The organism is Syntrophomonas erecta subsp. sporosyntropha (assembly GCF_055395365.1).
Genome location: NZ_AP042459.1, coordinates 1,006,820 through 1,024,387, shown reverse-complemented (window position 1 = coordinate 1,024,387; position 17,568 = coordinate 1,006,820). Strand labels below are relative to the sequence as shown.

Annotated in this window: 17 protein-coding genes; 16 read left to right on the top strand and 1 reads right to left on the bottom strand. The window is 43.0% G+C overall.

Annotation, left to right across the window (positions count from 1 at the left end; genetic code table 11):
- The first annotated feature begins 107 nt into the window (after positions 1 to 107).
- From spoIID to ACZ5Q0_RS04835, 13 genes are all read left to right on the top strand, one after another.
- Positions 108 to 956, top strand: coding sequence for a stage II sporulation protein D (gene spoIID / locus ACZ5Q0_RS04895; RefSeq protein ID WP_464827263.1), 849 nt, complete (start codon positions 108 to 110; stop codon positions 954 to 956).
- Between the two features lie 57 nt (positions 957 to 1,013).
- Positions 1,014 to 1,277, top strand: a complete 264-nt coding sequence (gene spoIIID, locus ACZ5Q0_RS04890) for a sporulation transcriptional regulator SpoIIID (RefSeq protein ID WP_446819084.1) — start codon at positions 1,014 to 1,016, stop codon at positions 1,275 to 1,277.
- 78 nt (positions 1,278 to 1,355) lie between these two features.
- On the top strand, positions 1,356 to 2,384 hold the full coding sequence (gene mreB, locus ACZ5Q0_RS04885) for a rod shape-determining protein (protein WP_447182779.1): 1,029 nt from the start codon (positions 1,356 to 1,358) through the stop codon (positions 2,382 to 2,384).
- A gap of 58 nt (positions 2,385 to 2,442) precedes the next feature.
- Positions 2,443 to 3,213, top strand: coding sequence for a flagellar hook-basal body protein (locus tag ACZ5Q0_RS04880; RefSeq protein ID WP_447182778.1), 771 nt, complete (start codon positions 2,443 to 2,445; stop codon positions 3,211 to 3,213).
- A gap of 179 nt (positions 3,214 to 3,392) precedes the next feature.
- Positions 3,393 to 4,145 (top strand): WecB/TagA/CpsF family glycosyltransferase, encoded by a 753-nt coding sequence (locus ACZ5Q0_RS04875; RefSeq protein WP_446819087.1) that lies wholly within the window; start codon positions 3,393 to 3,395, stop codon positions 4,143 to 4,145.
- A gap of 14 nt (positions 4,146 to 4,159) precedes the next feature.
- Positions 4,160 to 6,289 carry a cell division protein FtsA gene (locus ACZ5Q0_RS04870; RefSeq protein ID WP_446819088.1) on the top strand — a complete coding sequence of 710 codons (2,130 nt, stop codon included), beginning with the start codon at positions 4,160 to 4,162 and terminating at the stop codon, positions 6,287 to 6,289.
- Between the two features lie 431 nt (positions 6,290 to 6,720).
- Entirely contained in the window at positions 6,721 to 7,164 is a 444-nt protein-coding gene (locus tag ACZ5Q0_RS04865; RefSeq protein WP_446819089.1) for a CtsR family transcriptional regulator, read from the top strand.
- Positions 7,161 to 7,673 carry a UvrB/UvrC motif-containing protein gene (locus tag ACZ5Q0_RS04860; protein WP_447182777.1) on the top strand — a complete coding sequence of 171 codons (513 nt, stop codon included), beginning with the start codon at positions 7,161 to 7,163 and terminating at the stop codon, positions 7,671 to 7,673. Before ACZ5Q0_RS04865 ends, ACZ5Q0_RS04860 begins: the two co-directional genes overlap by 4 nt.
- Before the next feature lie 11 nt (positions 7,674 to 7,684).
- Positions 7,685 to 8,740, top strand: a complete 1,056-nt coding sequence (locus ACZ5Q0_RS04855; RefSeq protein ID WP_447182776.1) for a protein arginine kinase — start codon at positions 7,685 to 7,687, stop codon at positions 8,738 to 8,740.
- Positions 8,741 to 8,754: 14 nt separating this feature from the next.
- Positions 8,755 to 11,232 carry an ATP-dependent Clp protease ATP-binding subunit gene (locus ACZ5Q0_RS04850; protein ID WP_447182775.1) on the top strand — a complete coding sequence of 826 codons (2,478 nt, stop codon included), beginning with the start codon at positions 8,755 to 8,757 and terminating at the stop codon, positions 11,230 to 11,232.
- A gap of 166 nt (positions 11,233 to 11,398) precedes the next feature.
- Complete coding sequence (gene radA, locus ACZ5Q0_RS04845; RefSeq protein ID WP_446819093.1) at positions 11,399 to 12,757, top strand: DNA repair protein RadA; 1,359 nt, start codon at positions 11,399 to 11,401, stop codon at positions 12,755 to 12,757.
- Positions 12,757 to 13,833: a DNA integrity scanning diadenylate cyclase DisA gene (disA, locus tag ACZ5Q0_RS04840; RefSeq protein ID WP_446820807.1), complete on the top strand. Its 1,077-nt coding sequence runs from the start codon at positions 12,757 to 12,759 to the stop codon at positions 13,831 to 13,833. Before radA ends, disA begins: the two co-directional genes overlap by 1 nt.
- Before the next feature lie 588 nt (positions 13,834 to 14,421).
- The gene (locus ACZ5Q0_RS04835; protein WP_446819094.1) at positions 14,422 to 14,577 is read left to right on the top strand and encodes a hypothetical protein; all 156 of its coding nucleotides are present in this window, start codon (positions 14,422 to 14,424) and stop codon (positions 14,575 to 14,577) included.
- Between the two features lie 98 nt (positions 14,578 to 14,675).
- Here ACZ5Q0_RS04835 and ACZ5Q0_RS04830 read toward each other — a convergent pair whose 3' ends face one another.
- A complete protein-coding gene (locus tag ACZ5Q0_RS04830; protein WP_446819095.1) occupies positions 14,676 to 15,074 on the bottom strand; it encodes a nucleoside triphosphate pyrophosphohydrolase family protein in 399 nt (132 codons plus the stop codon).
- A gap of 185 nt (positions 15,075 to 15,259) precedes the next feature.
- On the opposite strand from ACZ5Q0_RS04830, the gene ACZ5Q0_RS04825 reads away from it, so the two are divergent.
- The 3 genes from ACZ5Q0_RS04825 to ispF are packed head-to-tail and all read left to right on the top strand — an operon-like array spanning position 15,260 to position 17,541.
- Positions 15,260 to 16,378 carry a PIN/TRAM domain-containing protein gene (locus ACZ5Q0_RS04825; RefSeq protein WP_446819096.1) on the top strand — a complete coding sequence of 373 codons (1,119 nt, stop codon included), beginning with the start codon at positions 15,260 to 15,262 and terminating at the stop codon, positions 16,376 to 16,378.
- Positions 16,371 to 17,072, top strand: a complete 702-nt coding sequence (ispD, locus tag ACZ5Q0_RS04820) for a 2-C-methyl-D-erythritol 4-phosphate cytidylyltransferase (protein WP_447182774.1) — start codon at positions 16,371 to 16,373, stop codon at positions 17,070 to 17,072. The genes ACZ5Q0_RS04825 and ispD overlap by 8 nt, the downstream gene beginning before the upstream one ends.
- Position 17,073: 1 nt before the next feature.
- Positions 17,074 to 17,541, top strand: a complete 468-nt coding sequence (ispF, locus tag ACZ5Q0_RS04815; RefSeq protein ID WP_446819098.1) for a 2-C-methyl-D-erythritol 2,4-cyclodiphosphate synthase — start codon at positions 17,074 to 17,076, stop codon at positions 17,539 to 17,541.
- Positions 17,542 to 17,568: the final 27 nt, after the last annotated feature.

Below are 17,568 nucleotides of genomic sequence, written 5' to 3'. Positions count from 1 at the left end.
TTTTTTCATATCTATTCATTATGAGATGGATAGGTAATCTTAACAGACCAGATAAAAGAGTTACAATTTTTTTGATAATTATCCTCATAATTCTACTTATTTTGATAATGCGTAACTATAGATCACCAGATAAACTAAATCAGGGACCTTTTATACAACTGTATTTAGGTGAAGAAAAACGAGTACAAAAAATGCCTCTGGAAGAGTATATAACTGGCACAGTAGCAGCAGAAATGCCTGCTTCTTTTGCAACAGAAGCTCTTAAAGCCCAGGCGGTATGTGCACGCTCTTATGCCCTGCGCAAATTATTACAAAAACATGAATACCCTATGAAAGCTGACCTTTCTGATGACATTAATACTTGCCAGGCTTTTATAAGCAAAGAAGAATTTATGCGTCGACATCCACGGGATTCTGAGGTTTATTGGGAAAAAATCGTCCAGGCAGTTCAATCTACCCGAGGGGAAATCATGGTTTATCAGAATGAACCTATTGATGCTCTTTACCATTCTACCTGTGGAGGGCAAACGGAAAGTGCCCTGGAGGTATGGGGTAATGAAGTTCCTTATTTACATTCGGTTAAATGTAATTATTGCCGGGAGTCAAATTATTTTCATAGTGTGCAGGTTTTTAACTGGCAGGAATTGCCGGGAGCTAGGGGAAAAAATCCGGATATAAAAATATTGGAAAAGAGTTCTACCGGGCGAATAAAAAAAATAGCGATTAACGATCAGATCATATCAGGCAGCTCATTACGAGCTCGTTTAGGACTGCCTTCCACCTGGTGGAGATTGAAAATTGGTCAGGGAAAAATTATCATAAATAGCCGCGGTTATGGACATGGAGTAGGCTTGTGTCAATATGGAGCCAATGGGATGGCTCAGAAAGGAGCAGATTATCATGTTATCCTTAACACCTATTACCAGGGTATAAAAACCTATAAATTAAAATACTGAGTTCTTCCTGCGCCTCCAATTGAATATAGTTTATTAGTCATACTAGGGAGGCGGGTTATGCAAAACTATATTCGTAAACGAGCAGTAAAGGTGGCTCAGCATATATTGAGGACTTCTGATACTGTTCGACAGACCGCCGAGGTTTTCGGCATAAGTAAAAGTACCGTACACAAAGATGTTTCTGAGCGCTTACCCCGCATTAATAAAGAAATGGCTGAAGATGTAAAAGCAATATTGGATAAAAATAAAGCGGAGAGACATATTAGGGGAGGAGAAGCAACCCGAAGAAAATATGCTAATCAACAAAAGGTTCAGGCTTAAAAAAAATAGCTAAATTAGCTGATTAACGGTAAAATACTGTTAGAGTATGCAAAATCTGTTGGGAGGGCCTGGGCTAGAATGTTTTTTGAAGATGATATAGGGATTGATTTAGGAACAGCCAGTGTACTGGTTTTTAAAAAAGGTAAGGGAATTGTATTACATGAACCTTCGGTGGTAGCCATAGATCGTAATACTGACCGAATTATTGCCGTGGGGGAAGAGGCTCGTCAGATGCTGGGCAGAACCCCGGGCTATATTACAGCAGTACGACCCTTAAAAGAAGGTGTTATTGCTGATTATGATACTACCGAAAAGATGCTTTCTTACTTTATCCGTAAAGTCATAGGCCGGCGCTTATTTTTTAAGCCCCGGGTTATAGTTTGTATTCCTACTGGTGCCACTGATGTTGAGGAACGAGCTGTTCGACAGGCTACCTTATCATCAGGAGGTAGACAGGCTTTTATTATTGAAGAACCTTTAGCCGCCGCTCTGGGGGCGGGAATTAATATTTCTGAAGCTACCGGTCATATGGTGGTTGATCTGGGAGGGGGAACTTCAGATATTGCTGTTCTGTCTCTGGGGGGTATTGTATGTGATACTTCTTTACGTATTGGTGGGGACAAGTTTGATGAGGCTATTATACGCTATGTAAGACGGGAATATAACCTGATGATTGGAGAAAGAACTGCTGAAGAGCTAAAAATGAATATAGGTACAGTTTGTGTAACTAATGAAAATCGTCATCGGTCCATGGAAGTAAGAGGACGTGATTTAGTCAGTGGACTACCTAAAACGGTTACCATAACTGCAGAAGAAAGTTGGGAAGCCCTACAGGAACCTATTGAAACAGTAATAGACGGAGTAAAAAAAGTACTGGAAATTACACCGCCTGAACTGGCTGCTGATATAGTCAATAATGGTATTGTTATGACCGGAGGTGGTTGCTTGCTGGATGGTCTCGATATACTTCTTTCCAGAGAAACTAACCTGCCGGTACATATTGCTGAAGATGCTGTTTCCTGTGTAGCGCGGGGGACTGGTAAAGCCCTGCATGAAATTTCTACCCTAAGCCGGGCTCATGGAAAAGGACCACGTAGAATAGTCTAAAGTTATTATCTTTTATAATCGATAAATAACATAATGGTCAATAGTAGGAGGTACTCCGGTGATAAAGGGATTATATAATGCGGGTTCTGGAATGATGCTGCAGATGGCCCGTCAGGATGTAGTAGCTAATAATATTGCCAATGTAAATACAGCCGGCTTTAAAAAGGCTACGGCAGTAACCCGGGCTTTTCCCAATATGCTTATTACTCGTATGGGTGAAACCCAGGTGGATAACCAGGGTAAGAATCGCTTCAGCCGTCCTCCGATAATCGGAGGACTGGGAACCGGGGCCTGTTTAGATGGGGTAGCCACAGATTATAGCCTAGGCAATTTAAAAAAAACGGATAATCCATTCGATTTGGCTTTAAGCAGTGACAGTTATTTCGTAATCGAAACCCCTGAGGGAGAGAGGTTTACTCGTAACGGTCAATTTAAGGTAAATGAAGCAGGCTTGCTGACTAATGGAGAGGGCTATCCAGTTCTTAATGACTATGATGATTTTATTTACCTGGAAGGCGAGTTTAGTGTTGACTCATCAGGTTACATAACTATAAATGGTGAAGAGGCTGCCCGTCTTAAAGTAGTAAGATTTCCTGATCAGGAAGTTTTACAGAGAGTGGGAGGTACCCTTTTGACAACTGATCAAGAATACCAATTAGTTGATCAACCCGGGGTTTTGCAGGGGTATACTGAAGAATCCAATGTTAATGCAGTGCAAGAAATGGTTACTCTTATTAGTACTGTCAGAGCTTATGAATCATTACAAAAGGTAATTCAAGCAGAGGATGAGACTATTCGTACTGCTATCGAAGATATAGCTCGAGTGTAATTTTTTGGGGTGGGATGAAAAAACTATTATGTAAGATAAATATTAAATAATTTGCTTTATAATTTTCTGAAAAATCCTGCCTTTAGAAGCGGGATTTTTTTATGGGCCCGTATAGAAAAAGGAAAAACCGGGTATGAAAGCAAATAAGAAACAGATGAGTAATTTTAGGGAGAGACATTATGCCAGCGCATTTAAACCGTGCTAATATTTTAGGTTGTTTTATTGATGTGGTTACTATGGAGGAGGCTCTCTATAAAGTGGAGCAACTCATAAACCGGAAAACCTCATCACAGGTGATTACCCTTAATGCAGAAATAGTATACCAGGCTTACCATAACCCCGACCTTAGACAAATAATAAACCAGGCTGATCTAGTTACACCAGATGGTATAGGTATAGTCTGGGGAGGGCAAAAATTAGGTTATCCGGTAAAAGAAAGGGTTACCGGAGTCGACCTATTAGAAAAAATATGTGCCTACGCAGTGGAACGGGGATGGAAAATATATCTGTTAGGTGCGGCTCCGGGTGTAGCCGAAAAAGCCGGGCAAAATTTGCGGGACAAATATCCGGGTCTTAAAATCTGCGGGGTTAGAAATGGTTATTTTAAGAAAGAAGAGGAACCAGGGCTGATTAATGATATAAAAGCACAGCAACCTGATGTATTATTGGTAGGATTAGGAGCACCCCGGCAGGAATTTTGGATTAATCAGTATAGGGAAAGCATGCAGGTACCAGTAAGTATAGGGGTGGGAGGAAGCTTTGATGTTATTGCCGGCATCAAGAAAAGAGCTCCCTGCTTATTTATAAAACTTAACCTGGAGTGGTTATATCGTCTTATTACAGAACCGAGCAGGTTTAAACGGCAGTTAGCCCTGCCCCGGTTTGCTGGACTTATAATCAGGCAAAGATGGCATAATTTGAGACGGCGTTAATGGGGGGAGTAGGCATGGATAAAAACATTATCTTTGCCCTGGATATCGGTACTCGCAAAATTGCCGGGCTGGTAATGAAAAAGGATGCCGGCGGCTGCCAACTCCTGGATTATGCAATACAGGAGCACCCTACCAGGGCTATGCTGGATGGGCAAATTCATGATGTAGAAGAGGTTGCCAAAACCATTAAATCTATAAAAAAAACCCTGGAGGATAGACTGAAAAAACCATTAAAAAGTGCAGCAGTAGCAGCAGCAGGACGTTCGCTAAAAACGGCCCGGGGGAGTAGCCGTAAACAACGTTTTTCTCATCATGAAATTACCCGGGAAGAAGTTATGGCTCTGGAAGTAGAAGCCATACAAGAGGCTCAATATGTGTTAGCCCGGGAGGAAGCTGCTATTGGTGATAAAAGCAACTACTTTTGTGTAGGATACAGTATAATCGCCTACCAACTAGAAAATCAGAAAATTGGCAACCTAGTAGGGCAGGTTGGAACGGAAATAGAAACAGAGGTTATTGCTACCTTTTTGCCTCGGGTAGTAATCGATAGTCTATTTTCTGTCCTTAAGAGAGCAGGATTAGAAATATATAGCTTAACACTGGAACCAATCGCAGCTCTGTCAGTGACCATTCCCGCCAGTATGAGGCTTTTAAATTTGGCTTTAGTCGATATTGGGGCAGGAACTTCAGATATTGCCCTCGTGAGAAGTGGGACTATTAGTGCTTATGCCATGGTGCCTTGCGGGGGTGACGAAATGACCGAATATCTGGCCTCCCATTATCTACTGGATTTTAATGTAGCCGAACAGTTAAAGCGGGCCCTGTTAGATCAGGAAACCATAATGGTGTGCGATATTTTAGGGAATAATTTAAAATTAATTTCTGCTGAAGTTAAGCAGGTTTTACAACCAGTTACCCAGCAGCTGGCGAGAAGCATTGGGGGAAATATCCTGGAATTAAACGGGGAGGCACCTGATGCAATCTTATGTGTAGGTGGGGGGAGTTTGACCCCGTCTTTAATAACTAATATAGCTGAGGCTATTAATATAGCTCCTAATCGGGTGGGGACTAGAACCCCGCCGGACTTTATCCAAATCCAGATGGGGACAAACTATCCGGAAGGGCCAGAAGGAGTTACCCCTCTGGGTATTGCCTACCATTCGTGCACTATTCCCCCAGTTCCTTTTATTAGGGTGATTGTCAATGGTCGGGAATTAGCTTTGTGGAATATGGGAGAGTTAACCGTAGCTGCAGCATTACTTAGTTCAGGCATTTCCCTGACTAATATTTACGGTAAACCAGGTCTGGGTAAAACAGTCGAAATAAATGGTTATGTTAAGGTTTTCCGGGGTGAAATGGGTACCCCACCAGTAATAAAAGTTAACGAGCAGGATGCTAGTTTAGAAACTGTTATTCATGATGGTGACCAAATTGAATTTCATCCGGGTAGTGATGGTCAGGAAGCCAGGATTTTAGTAAAGGAACTGGTGCCTGGGGCCCAGGGAAAGGTGTGGGTAAATGGCGAATCCTTAGACCTTTACCCGGTGGTTAAGGTAAATGGTGTAATAGCCCGTCCAGACGATGAGGTACCTGATCGGGCGCGGGTTGAATTTAGACGAGCTAATAGCTTGGAAAACATTCTGGCTCTAGCTGGTATACCAGCTAGTATGCTGCAGGCGCGATCATTTAATTATTACTTAAATGGTCAGGGGAATGTTTTACAGTGGTCACCCTTGAAAATCATGGTAAACGGGGAAAATGCGGCTAGCCCAGAGGTGGATTTTGGTGCCCGGGTGGAATACAGTATAGGTTCATTAAGGCCTAGGATTCGTGATGTATTAGCTGACCAGCAAATGGCTAACATTGTGGTAATGGTAAATGGAGAGGAAATTAAACTACCGGGGAGTAGTATAGGCATTATTGTGAATGGACAACCAGCAGGTCTTGACGAAGAATTAATGGAAGGTGCTAAATTAATTATTGATCAAAAATCTAATCAGGCTATACTTAGCGATATATTTAAGGTGGTTGATGTTAAACCAGGATCTACGGGTAAGTTAGTAATGCAGGTGGATGGGAAGGAGGCCGGATTTACTACCCCTATTAACAGCGGAAGTGAAATTACTTTAAAATGGGAGGAGTAACTCTTACCCGGGTGGATATAAAGTTTAGGAAAAAGAGGGGATCCCCTCTTTTTTCTTTCCCGAGAATTATTAATACCGCTTACCGAAATAACCAATAAACACCAACTGATTACGATTTACCCAATAGAAAAAAATATTAACCGGTAACATTAATAACAAGCTATTAAGAAGATGGTTTGAATATTACCGGGTGAAGCCAAGATTAGCGATATTTTTGTAATTTTATAGGTAACCAAAGTCAAATAAAAGAGTTGGATGAATTAAGTTTTATCCGGCAAAATTATGGTTAAACTAAGAATATTGATCTTTGGTTAATTAAAGTCAAAGAAACTTAACTTATTTAATCTCCATGGGGTTTAATAGGATTTTACCTAAAGCGAAATTGCCAGTACAATAAAACAAAGGTCAATAAAAGTCAAAGAGGGAGATCAATGAAAAAAAGTCTGGCAGATAAAATCGAGCAGTATATTAAAGTCCTTATTGAACGAAGCGAGGAGAAACAGATTGAAATTCAAAGGGCCGAGCTGGCGGAAACCTTTAGTTGCGTACCCTCTCAGGTTACCTATGTGTTGAGTACCCGTTTTACCGAAAGTGAAGGTTATTTTACGGAAAGCCGTCGTGGTGGTAAGGGGTTTGTACGCATAACCCGTTTCCATAGTGGTCAGGAAATGTTATTAAGTTTAACTGATTTACTGGCGTTTATTGAGAAACTATTCGCTCGGGACTTTATTAGTGCTGATGAAAAAGAGATGTTAAAACATGTTGCCCAGCATGCTTTTAATGATATGGACATAGAAGAACGTTGTAGAATCTACCAGGCAGTGAAAAATGCACTTAGCGACTATATTAAATTAACCCGAAGGGGGTTGAAATGATGTACTGTGAGGAATGTAAGCAGAAGCCGGCTAATGTACACTTGGCCCAGGTGTTTAATGGCAAAAAAGTGGAAACCCATCTTTGCGAGGAGTGTGCAGCTAAGAAGGGTATATTGATGTTTAATATGGGCAGTAATTTTTCTATCCCCAATCTTTTAGGAAGTTTTCTGGGGCATAATTTCAATTTACAGGGAGTAAAAGCCCCCGCTGAAACTACCCGGTGTCCCCATTGTGGTATGAACTTTATGGACATAACTCAAACTGGTAAGCTTGGTTGTGCTGAATGCTATACTGCGTTCGAACAGGAGTTGGAGCCAACTTTACGCCGGATTCATGGTAATAGTCGGCATGTTGGAAAAATTCCGGCCCGGGGAGGGGAAAAAGTACTGCTTAAAAAGCAGGTAGATAGTTTGAAAATCCAGTTACAACAGGCAGTTGCTTGTGAAGAATATGAAAGGGCTGCTGAAATCCGTGACTCCATTAAAGAACTTGAGAAAGAACTTGATTAGGGGGGGAAGGGATGAAAGGAAACGATCTTTTAAATAATACTTTCGTAAAATGGATGGAATCAGGCCCGGAATCTGATATAGTCGTCAGCAGCCGGGTACGATTAGCCCGTAACCTTAGAGGTGTACCATTCCCTCACCTGTTGAATGATGATAGTGGTCAAAAGTGTCTTGATCAGATTAAAGCGGCCTGGAGTAATAATGAAAATGCTCATCCGAAGGAACTTGAATACATGGCATTTAATCAGATAACTGATCAGGACCGGCAAATTTTAGTGGAAAAGCACCTTATAAGTCCTAATCATGCCAGGTCTGACCGGTTTTATCATGGGTTGTTGGTTAATGCAGAGGGGTCTATGGCTATTATGATTAATGAAGAGGATCATCTGCGTATCCAAGCGATATTACCAGGATTACAGGTGGAAGAATGCTATAAGCGGGCCCACAATATTGATGATGACCTGGAACAGAAACTTAATTTTGCCTTTGACGAGCGCAGGGGCTATCTTACTTCTTGTCCTACTAATGTAGGTACAGGTATGCGGGCTTCGGTCATGCTGCATTTGCCGGCTATGGTTATGACTGGGCAGATCAACCAGATAGTCCATAATATAAGCCAGTTAGGTATGGCTGTGCGTGGTATGTATGGTGAGGGCACTGAAGCCTTAGGAAACTTCTTCCAGATATCCAATCAGATTACTCTTGGTCAAACTGAGGAGGATATTGATAGTAACCTAACTACCATTACTCGTCAAATCCTCGAACAGGAACGTATTCTAAGGAATAACATGCAGAATCAGATAAAAATACAACTGGAAGACCGTATCGGAAGGGCTTATGGCATCCTGACTAATGCCCGGATGATAAATTCTAATGAAGCCCTATCTCATTTATCTGATGTGAGGTTAGGGGTCGAAATGGGAATGATAAAAGACATTAAATCCTTTGCCCTTAACGAATTGGTTGTTGCTATCCGTCCTGCGCACCTGCAAAAAAGAGCTGGGCAGGAAATGGATCCCCTCCACCGTGATAGTAAGAGGGCCGAAGTAATTAGAGAAAAACTGTTATAAGGAGGCGAGCGGATATGTTTCGTAGGTTTACCCAGAGAGCACGTAATGCGGTTATTCATGCCCAGGAGGAGGCCCGTCAATTAAATCACCCGGCTATCGGAACTGAGCATATTTTGCTGGGATTACTTCGTGAAGGTGAAGGGGTAGGGGCCAAAGCCCTTCTAAGTATGGGTATAGATCTGGAAAAGGTTCGTGAGGAAATTGTTAGAGTGATTGGTAGCAGTAGTAATGTTGGTGAACCGGCTGATGGGGATTTACCAGTTACCCCCCGGGCTAAAAAGGTGTTTAACCTGGCTTTTGATGAAGCCCGTCTTCAGGGGGTCAATTATGTAGGTACTGAGCACCTTCTGCTGGCACTGTTAAGAGAGGAAGAGGGCGTCGCTGGTCAGGTTTTGATGTATATGGGAATACGATTGGATGCTGTTCGGGAACAGGTGTTGAATTTACTGGGCGGAGAGATACAACCAGGTCACCATAATATGTTCTACCAGGAACCTTCCAACCAGTTTACTCCTCCTGCCAGTAAAAGAAAGGCAAAAAGCAAAACCCCAACTCTAGATTCGTTTAGTCTTGATTTAACCCAGGAGGCTATGGAAAGCCGTTTAGATCCAGTGATCGGACGTAATAGTGAAATTGAGAGACTAGTTCAGGTCCTTTCCCGTCGAACCAAGAATAATCCTGTACTAATAGGGGATCCGGGAGTTGGCAAGACTGCCATAGTAGAAGGTTTGGCCCAGCGGATTATCGAGAATCAGGTGCCGGAAATACTAAGCAATAAAAGAGTGGTCTCTCTAGACTTATCTTCTATGATTGCCGGTACTAAATATCGGGGTGAATTTGAGGATCGTCTTACTAAAATAGTTAATGAGATTAAAAGTGCTGGAGATGTAATCATTTTTATTGATGAATTACACACTATAGTAGGAGCTGGAGCCGCCGAGGGGGCTATAGATGCAGCTAATATACTAAAACCTTCTCTAGCCCGTGGAGAATTTCAATGTGTAGGGGCTACCACATTGGATGAATACCGGAAGCATATTGAAAAAGATGCCGCTTTAGAGAGACGCTTCCAGCCCATCGTAGTTGACGAACCTTCTTCGGAAGAAAGCATTGAAATTCTTAAAGGTTTACGGGATCGTTATGAGGCTCATCATGCCGTTAAAATAAGCGATGAGGCTATAGAGGCGGCGGTGCGATTATCTTCACGCTATATCAGTGATCGCTATCTGCCTGATAAAGCTATAGATCTTATTGATGAGGCATCTTCCCGGGTCAGATTAGCTAATTATGTCTTGCCTGATGATCTTAAAGAAAAGGAACGTAAACTAGAAGAACTTATTAAAGAAAAAGAAGAGGCCATTAATGCCCAGGAGTATGAAAGTGCTGCTCATTTGCGGGATGAGGAACAAAATCTGAAGGATGAGATCGAGAGCAGGCGTAAAGAATGGATAAATAAGCGCAGCATGGCTATGAGCACGGTAGGGGAAGAAGAGGTTGCTGATATTGTCTCCAGTTGGACTGGTATACCGGTAAATAAGATGGCCGAGGAGGAAACTGAACGCCTGGTACATCTGGAAGAAATCTTGCATGAAAGAGTGGTCGGCCAGGATGAAGCAGTTAAAGCAGTTTCCCGGGCAGTGCGCCGGGCCCGGGCCGGCTTAAAAAACCCCCGCCGTCCCATTGGTTCATTTATTTTTCTGGGGCCTACCGGGGTAGGAAAAACTGAATTAGCCAGAGCTCTGGCCGAGGCTATGTTTGGCAGTGAAGATGCCATAATTCGTCTGGATATGTCTGAATATATGGAAAAGCATGCTGTATCCAGAATGATCGGTTCACCTCCGGGTTATGTCGGTTATGATGAGGGTGGTCAGTTAACGGAAAAGGTACGTCGTAAGCCGTATTCAGTAATATTGCTGGATGAGATCGAAAAAGCTCACCCGGATGTTTTTAACATCTTACTACAGGTTTTAGAAGATGGGCGGTTAACTGATGGACAGGGTAGAACGGTTGATTTCCGTAATACGGTAGTTATCATGACCTCCAACGTGGGAGCTGAATCAATACGTAACGCGAAGAGAGTCGGATTTACTAGTGACCATAGCCAGGAAGCAGATTATAATAAAATGAAAGACCGGATGTTGGAACAGGTGAAGCACACTTTCCGCCCAGAGTTTCTTAACCGTATCGATGAAATCATTGTCTTCCAAAGTTTAAGTGAGGAAGAACTTAAAAACATTGTAGATCTGTTACTGGCTGATCTTAGAAAAAGGGTACAGGAGAATGAGTTTGAGATTAAGGTCACCGATTCAGCGCGTAAACTGATCTTAAAAGAAGGGTACGATCCTGGCTTCGGGGCCCGTCCTTTGAAGCGTGCTATCCAGCGATTAGTCGAAGATAATGTTTCCGAAGAGATTCTTAAAAAGACCATACAGCCGGGAGATACTATACTTGTAGATGCTAATGATAACGGCATCCAGATAAAAAAAGAATAGGTTGTTAGAAGATGGCAGGAAGACGATACAACCTCTTCCTGCCTTATCTTTACATAATGGAATGTCCAAGTTAAACAGCTATTTCCTCTAAAAGCTAGAGGGATATAGCGTTATTTTTTAGCCAAATAATCCTTGGATTGTTTATAATGATGCAAAGGTGGGTTTTATGGCGAAATCTATAAGCAGATTTGTCTGCACGGAATGTGGGTATGAAGCTTCCAAATGGTTGGGGAAATGTCCGGGATGTGCTTCCTGGAATACCCTGGTGGAAGAATCAGTCCCGAAGAAAAAAGCTGGCCAACCAGAAGTGCGAATTCCAGCTGTTCCCCTGGACTCGGTTAGCGGTGATGCTGTCTATCGCTACAGCAGTGGGATAGGAGAGCTGGACCGGGTTTTGGGAGGCGGAATAGTACCGGGATCGTTGGTACTTATCGGCGGTGATCCGGGTATAGGTAAATCTACTTTACTGTTACAGGTAGCTGACCATGTAGCTAACACTGATAAGCGGGTTATATATCTGTCTGGGGAAGAATCTCTTCGTCAGATACGGCTGCGGTCCCTGCGTCTGGGAATAAATAATGCCAACATTTATTTAGTCAGTGAACAAAATATTGAATTATTGGCAGACTATTTGCGTGATATTAACCCTGCTTTGGTAATCATAGATTCGATTCAGACCGTTTATACCTCCGGGGTATCATCTATACCGGGTAGTATAGCCCAGCTTAGGGAATGTACCGCACGTATTACTGATCTAGCTAAAAAAACCGATATCCCTGTTTTTCTGGTGGGTCATGTAACTAAAGAAGGTTCCCTGGCCGGTCCCCGGGTATTAGAACACATGGTAGATGTAGTTATTTATTTTGAAGGAGAAAAAAATTTTACCCTGCGTATGTTGCGAGGGGTAAAAAATCGGTTCGGTTCTACAGATGAAATTGGTCTTATGGAGATGAGCGGACAGGGATTAGTGGAAGTATTAGATCCAGCTTATGTTTTTTTAGGCCATTCATCCAGTGCTAGCAGTGGGGTTGCTATTGCGGCCAGCTATGAGGGGAGCCGGCCGGTGCTGGTGGAGATCCAGTCATTGGTAGTATCCTCCGGGCCAGGCTATGCCCGGCGGATGGCTTCGGGAATAGATCAAAACCGTTTGGCTTTGATCATAGCTGTTTTGGAGAAAAGGAGGGGGTATCCCCTGGCCTCCCATGATGTTTACCTGAAAGTAACTGGAGGTCTCTTTACTAGGGATCCATCAGTAGATTTGGGAATCGCAGCTGCTATAATCTCCAGCTATCGCGAGAAGACACTTCCCCGGGATACTATATTTATAGGTGAATTAAGCTTGTCTGGTCAGGTGCGTTCTGTGCCATTTTTAGAACAACGTCTTAAAGAGGCTGATCGGATGGGATTTAAAAGAGTAGTTCTTCCCCGCAGTGCATCTGCTCGGGAAGGACTTCCTGGTTCTGATTTTGAAATTATAGAAGTGGAAACCATTGATGATTTTGTAGAAACTATTGCGGAGGGATGATGTTGGTGGAAGAAATCTACCAGAGTAGTTTTCGAAAATATTTGCAGATGCTGGCTCCGGGTACGCTTTTTAGAGTAGGTATTGAAAATATTTTGCAAGCGAATACCGGGGGATTGATAGTGGTAGGAGATTCTCCTGAAGTAATGAGAATAGTCAGCGGTGGTTTTAAAATTGACTGTGAATTTACTCCAGCTCGTCTGTATGAACTGGCTAAAATGGACGGCGCTATTATTATGAACAGTGATGTTTCGAGGATAGTGATAGCTAATGCCCAACTGGATCCAGAGTCTAGTATAATCTCTAATGAGACAGGAATTAGGCACCGTACGGCTGAACGTACTGCCCGCCAGACAGGACAGTTGGTGGTAGCTGTATCACAGCGACGCCGGGTGGTAACCTTATATCAGGGAAATATTACCTTCCGCCTGCGCGACTTAGCTTCGATATTAGTTAAGGCTAATCAAGCCCTGCAAACTTTGGAAAAATATAAAAATGTAATGCTAAAAGAACTGCAGCGTCTGGGAGGACTGGAGTTTGAAGATATGGTTACCGTCTCAGAGGTTTGTGAGGTATTGCGCCGTAGTGTAAAAGTGTTAAACATAGCTCAGGAAATTGAAAACTACATAGCCGAGCTGGGCACTGAGGGACGTCTGGTAAAAATGCAGCTGGATGAAATGATTGCCAATGTTGAAGAAGAGGCTCTTTATATTATTCAGGATTATCTTAATACACCGGATAAGAAGCCCCAGGAGGTATTAAATAATATACTGAAGGCTTTTGAAGATGATGTATCAGATTCGGTATTTATTGCGCGCATGTTGTCTTTGGGAACGGCTAGCAGCCACTTGGATCAGCAGGTTTCTCCGCATGGTTATAGAATGCTGCAAAAGCTTCCCCGTATTCCCTTTTTGGTTATTGAAAACCTGGTAGAACGTTTTGGGCTGCTTAGTAATATATTGCAGGCTACTATTGAAGAACTTGATGAGGTGGAAGGTATTGGTGAAGTTAGGGCCCGTTCTATTAAGAATGGATTAAAACGTATGCAGGAGCAATTGCTGCTGGAGTATATGGTTTAATAGGGGGGATTTCTATTGAGGGGGTTGCGGGGTAAGTCTAACCTGAATGTTCCGGAAAAGCCCGGACTCTAGTTTTTGATCGGCAGTTGTTTTCGTTCTCATGGTATTGCCTGAGGTGAAGTGATAGATGGCGGTTCTGGATGCGCCTTTACCTCTTTTCCTGCACATTAAGGTTAGCCTTAGTATAGTTACAGGGTGATGTCGCTGTGCGGGGTTGCGTGGGTAAGTCTAACCTGAATGTTCCGGAAAAGCCCGGACTCCAGTTTTTGGTCGGCAGTTGTTTTTGTTCTCATGGTATTGCCTGAGGTGAAGTGATAGATTGCGGTTCTGGATGCGCCTTTACCTCTTTTTCTGCACATTAAGGTTAGCCTTAGTATAGTTACAGGGTGATGTCGCTGTGCGGGGCTGCGTGGGTAAGTCTAACCTGAATGTTCCGGAAAAGCCCGGACTCCAGTTTTTGATCGGCAGTTGTTTTCGTTCTCATGGTATTGCCTGAGGTGAAGTGATAGATGGCGGTTCTGGATGCGCCTTTACCTCTTTTCCTGCACATTAAGGTTAGCCTTAGTATAGTTACAGGATGATGTCGCTGTGCGGGGCTGCGTGGGTAAGTCTAACCTGAATGTTCCGGAAAAGCCCGGACTCCAGTTTTTGATCGGCAGTTGTTTTCGTTCTCATGGTATTGCCTTAGGTGAAGTGATAGATGGCGGTTCTGGATGCGCCTTTATCTCTTTTCCTGCACATTAAGGTTAGCCTTAGCTAGGTTGCGGGGTAAAGTAGCTGAAGAAAACAAAAACCACGTAGATTAGTAAATACGTGGTTTTTTTATATAGTTCTAGAAAGTATTACGTTAGATTAAATACACCCAGAGTAGAGGATTTTTTGTACTCTTTAATAAAAACATCATAAAGGTTAATATCCAGTGTGTTACAAAGGGCAGCCGTATAAAACAGCAGTTTGCCCATTTCGCCGATGATTACATCCTCACAGTTAGGGCACAGCTTTCCTTTGAGGTGGTTATCAAGATACTTACGTAGTTCCTCAAATGATTCAATGTCGTCGGGAATCTGTATCTTCTCAGCATTTATAGCCAGGCATCCACATTCGGTAACTGCTTTAGTTACCGCCCGGTTTACCCGGCAGGATGACTCGGCCAGCTTTGAGAGGATATCTAATATGCTGCGGTGTCTAATTAAAAGGTCACCGACCACATTTTGAAATTCATCACAAATCAAGTCTTTCATGCGAAGACTTGCCCTCCTTAGATGTGATTTCCCTAATTATAGCCCGGCACGGAAAGGTATGTCAAACCAGGAGAGTCTCCAGGGTCTTTGAGTATTGCCTTATTATGCATGAATTAACGATAAAGTCCTAATATTTGTATAATTTTACACTCCGAATAGAACAATATTAATTGGAGGTGTATATTATGCATAATCGGCTGATTATTTCCAGACCCCTGTTGATCTTTGCACTTATAGCCGGAATCTGGGTTGCTTATGTTTCCCATTTGCTGCTTGATTTAAACCTGGTCGGGATAGGTATACTTTTTGTGGGAACTTTTGTGGGAGTCTATATGGGTTTTGGTTGGGCACTATCCTGGTGGCACAGGGGAGTTAAAGCTTTTAATCAGCATTTGGACAGTACTCCGGTAGAGGTTCTACTGGGAGGGGTGGCTGGATTGGTGGTGGGAATTCTGGTGGGGGTGTTAAGTAGTTTTCCTCTTTCTATGATCAGGGGAGTAGGGGTATATTGCACTATAGGTGTGTTTCTGGTTAGTGGTTATCTGGGCCTGGTCATAGGTACTCGTAAAGCTGGGGAGTTGTTTCGTGTTTTACCATTTACGGCCGGTCAGGATGATGTGGCTATAGTGGATGATAATTCTTACCATGCCAAAGTGCTTGATACTAGTGCGATTATCGATGGACGTATTTATGATGTTTGTTTAAGTAATTTTTTAGAGGGCCCTTTGGTGGTACCCACTTTTGTGATTGAAGAGCTGCAGCATATTGCTGATTCATCTGATAACATAAGGCGTAACAAGGGACGCCGGGGGCTGGAGTTGTTAGCTAAAATGCAGAAGCACTCGGGTATAAAAATTGATATAATGGATGTGACTGATCCCCATGTCCTGGAAGAGCGGGAAGTGGATGCTAAGTTAATACGGCTCTGCAAGCATTTAAATGCCAGCATTATCACTAATGATTATAACCTTAATAAAGTGGCGGAGTTACAAGGTATTAAGGTGTTGAATATTAATGAGCTAACCAATGCGGTGAAGATCATTGTCTACCCAGGGGAAACCATGCATGTTAGTATTATTAAAGAGGGTAAAGAGCCTGGTCAGGGTGTGGGCTACCTGGAAGATGGTACTATGGTGGTGGTGGAGGATGCGCAGTATGAAATTGGTAAAGATCTGGAGGTAATTGTTACTAGCGTGTTTCAGACGGCTGCAGGTAGAATGATTTTTACCCGACGGGGCAAGGAAGAAAGCCAGCATTTAAATGGGAGTTTGCAGGAAGTTCAAGAGGTGAATGTATATGGATGACAACCTTCGGGTTGTTATTGCTGCAGCGGGAGCGGGTAGCAGGATGGGAAGCAAGATTAATAAACAATACCTGCCTTTAGGTTCACGCCCTATTCTGACTTATTCATTGGATGTATTTGAACATTTCGCAGCGGTTGATGAGATTATTATTGTGGCTCGTCCTGATGAGATTGAGTATTGCCGGCAGGAAATCGTAAATAAATTTAATTATGGTAAGGTTTCCCGGATAGTGCCTGGCGGCCGGGAACGTCAGGATTCGGTATGGGCGGGCCTGGAACAATTGGATAAAGATACTGCCTACGTGGCTGTGCATGATGGTGCACGGCCGCTTTTCACGACTGGACTCCTAAAAGAATTGCTCCAGGAGGCTAAGGAGTGGGGAGCCGCTATTCCGGGTATGTATTCCCGGGACACACTTAAAATGGTGGATAGGGACAATTTTGTAGGTAAAACACTAGATCGTTCCAGTATTATTATGGTTCAGACTCCCCAGGTGTTTAGATTTGCGGAATTATACCAGGCCTATGAAGAGGCTAATATCGAGAATTTTCGGGCGACTGATGATGCTAGCCTGTTTGAAAAATACATTGGTCGGGTAAAGGTAGTAGAAGGGGAATACGATAACTTGAAAATTACTACCCCAGAGGATATTGTTGTAGCCCAGAGCCTCTTGGATGGCAGGAGGATGGTTTGATATGCGAATTGGCAGCGGATATGATGTGCATTGTTTTCAGGAAGGCCGGCAATTGGTATTAGGAGGGGTAGCAATTCCCCATTCCTGTGGTCTTTTAGGACATTCAGATGCAGATGTGTTATTACATGCTATATGTGATGCTTTATTAGGTGCAGCTGCTCTGGGAGATATAGGACGTCATTTTCCAGATAGTGACCCTGCTTTTCGTGGTGTCAGTAGTCTGGATTTGTTGCGAAAGGTAGGACATATGATACGGGAGGCTGGTTATGCTATTGTCAATGTTGATAGTACGGTTGTGGCCCAGCGTCCCCGACTGGCACCTTATATTACTACCATGCGTGTTAACATTGCCGATACCCTGGAGATGGATATAGAGAGGGTAAGCGTAAAAGCCACCACCACTGAGGGGTTGGGTTTTACCGGCAGGGAAGAGGGTATCGCTGCTCAGGCGGTAGTTTTAATTGACTAATAAAAAACAATTTGATAATAACCTACA

Excerpts from the sequence above, each read along its gene's own strand:
- spoIID (WP_464827263.1), top strand. The coding sequence starts at position 108 with ATGCGTAACTATAGATCACCAGATAAACTAAATCAGGGACCTTTTATA.
- ACZ5Q0_RS04830 (WP_446819095.1), bottom strand. The coding sequence starts at position 15,074 with ATGAAAGACTTGATTTGTGATGAATTTCAAAATGTGGTCGGTGACCTT.
- ispF (WP_446819098.1), top strand. The coding sequence starts at position 17,074 with ATGCGAATTGGCAGCGGATATGATGTGCATTGTTTTCAGGAAGGCCGG.
- ACZ5Q0_RS04860 (WP_447182777.1), top strand. The coding sequence starts at position 7,161 with ATGATGTACTGTGAGGAATGTAAGCAGAAGCCGGCTAATGTACACTTG.
- mreB (WP_447182779.1), top strand. The coding sequence starts at position 1,356 with ATGTTTTTTGAAGATGATATAGGGATTGATTTAGGAACAGCCAGTGTA.
- ACZ5Q0_RS04855 (WP_447182776.1), top strand. The coding sequence starts at position 7,685 with ATGAAAGGAAACGATCTTTTAAATAATACTTTCGTAAAATGGATGGAA.
- disA (WP_446820807.1), top strand. The coding sequence starts at position 12,757 with ATGTTGGTGGAAGAAATCTACCAGAGTAGTTTTCGAAAATATTTGCAG.
- ACZ5Q0_RS04870 (WP_446819088.1), top strand. The coding sequence starts at position 4,160 with ATGGATAAAAACATTATCTTTGCCCTGGATATCGGTACTCGCAAAATT.
- spoIIID (WP_446819084.1), top strand. The coding sequence starts at position 1,014 with ATGCAAAACTATATTCGTAAACGAGCAGTAAAGGTGGCTCAGCATATA.
- radA (WP_446819093.1), top strand. The coding sequence starts at position 11,399 with ATGGCGAAATCTATAAGCAGATTTGTCTGCACGGAATGTGGGTATGAA.
- ispD (WP_447182774.1), top strand. The coding sequence starts at position 16,371 with ATGGATGACAACCTTCGGGTTGTTATTGCTGCAGCGGGAGCGGGTAGC.
- ACZ5Q0_RS04875 (WP_446819087.1), top strand. The coding sequence starts at position 3,393 with ATGCCAGCGCATTTAAACCGTGCTAATATTTTAGGTTGTTTTATTGAT.
- ACZ5Q0_RS04850 (WP_447182775.1), top strand. The coding sequence starts at position 8,755 with ATGTTTCGTAGGTTTACCCAGAGAGCACGTAATGCGGTTATTCATGCC.
- ACZ5Q0_RS04865 (WP_446819089.1), top strand. The coding sequence starts at position 6,721 with ATGAAAAAAAGTCTGGCAGATAAAATCGAGCAGTATATTAAAGTCCTT.
- ACZ5Q0_RS04825 (WP_446819096.1), top strand. The coding sequence starts at position 15,260 with ATGCATAATCGGCTGATTATTTCCAGACCCCTGTTGATCTTTGCACTT.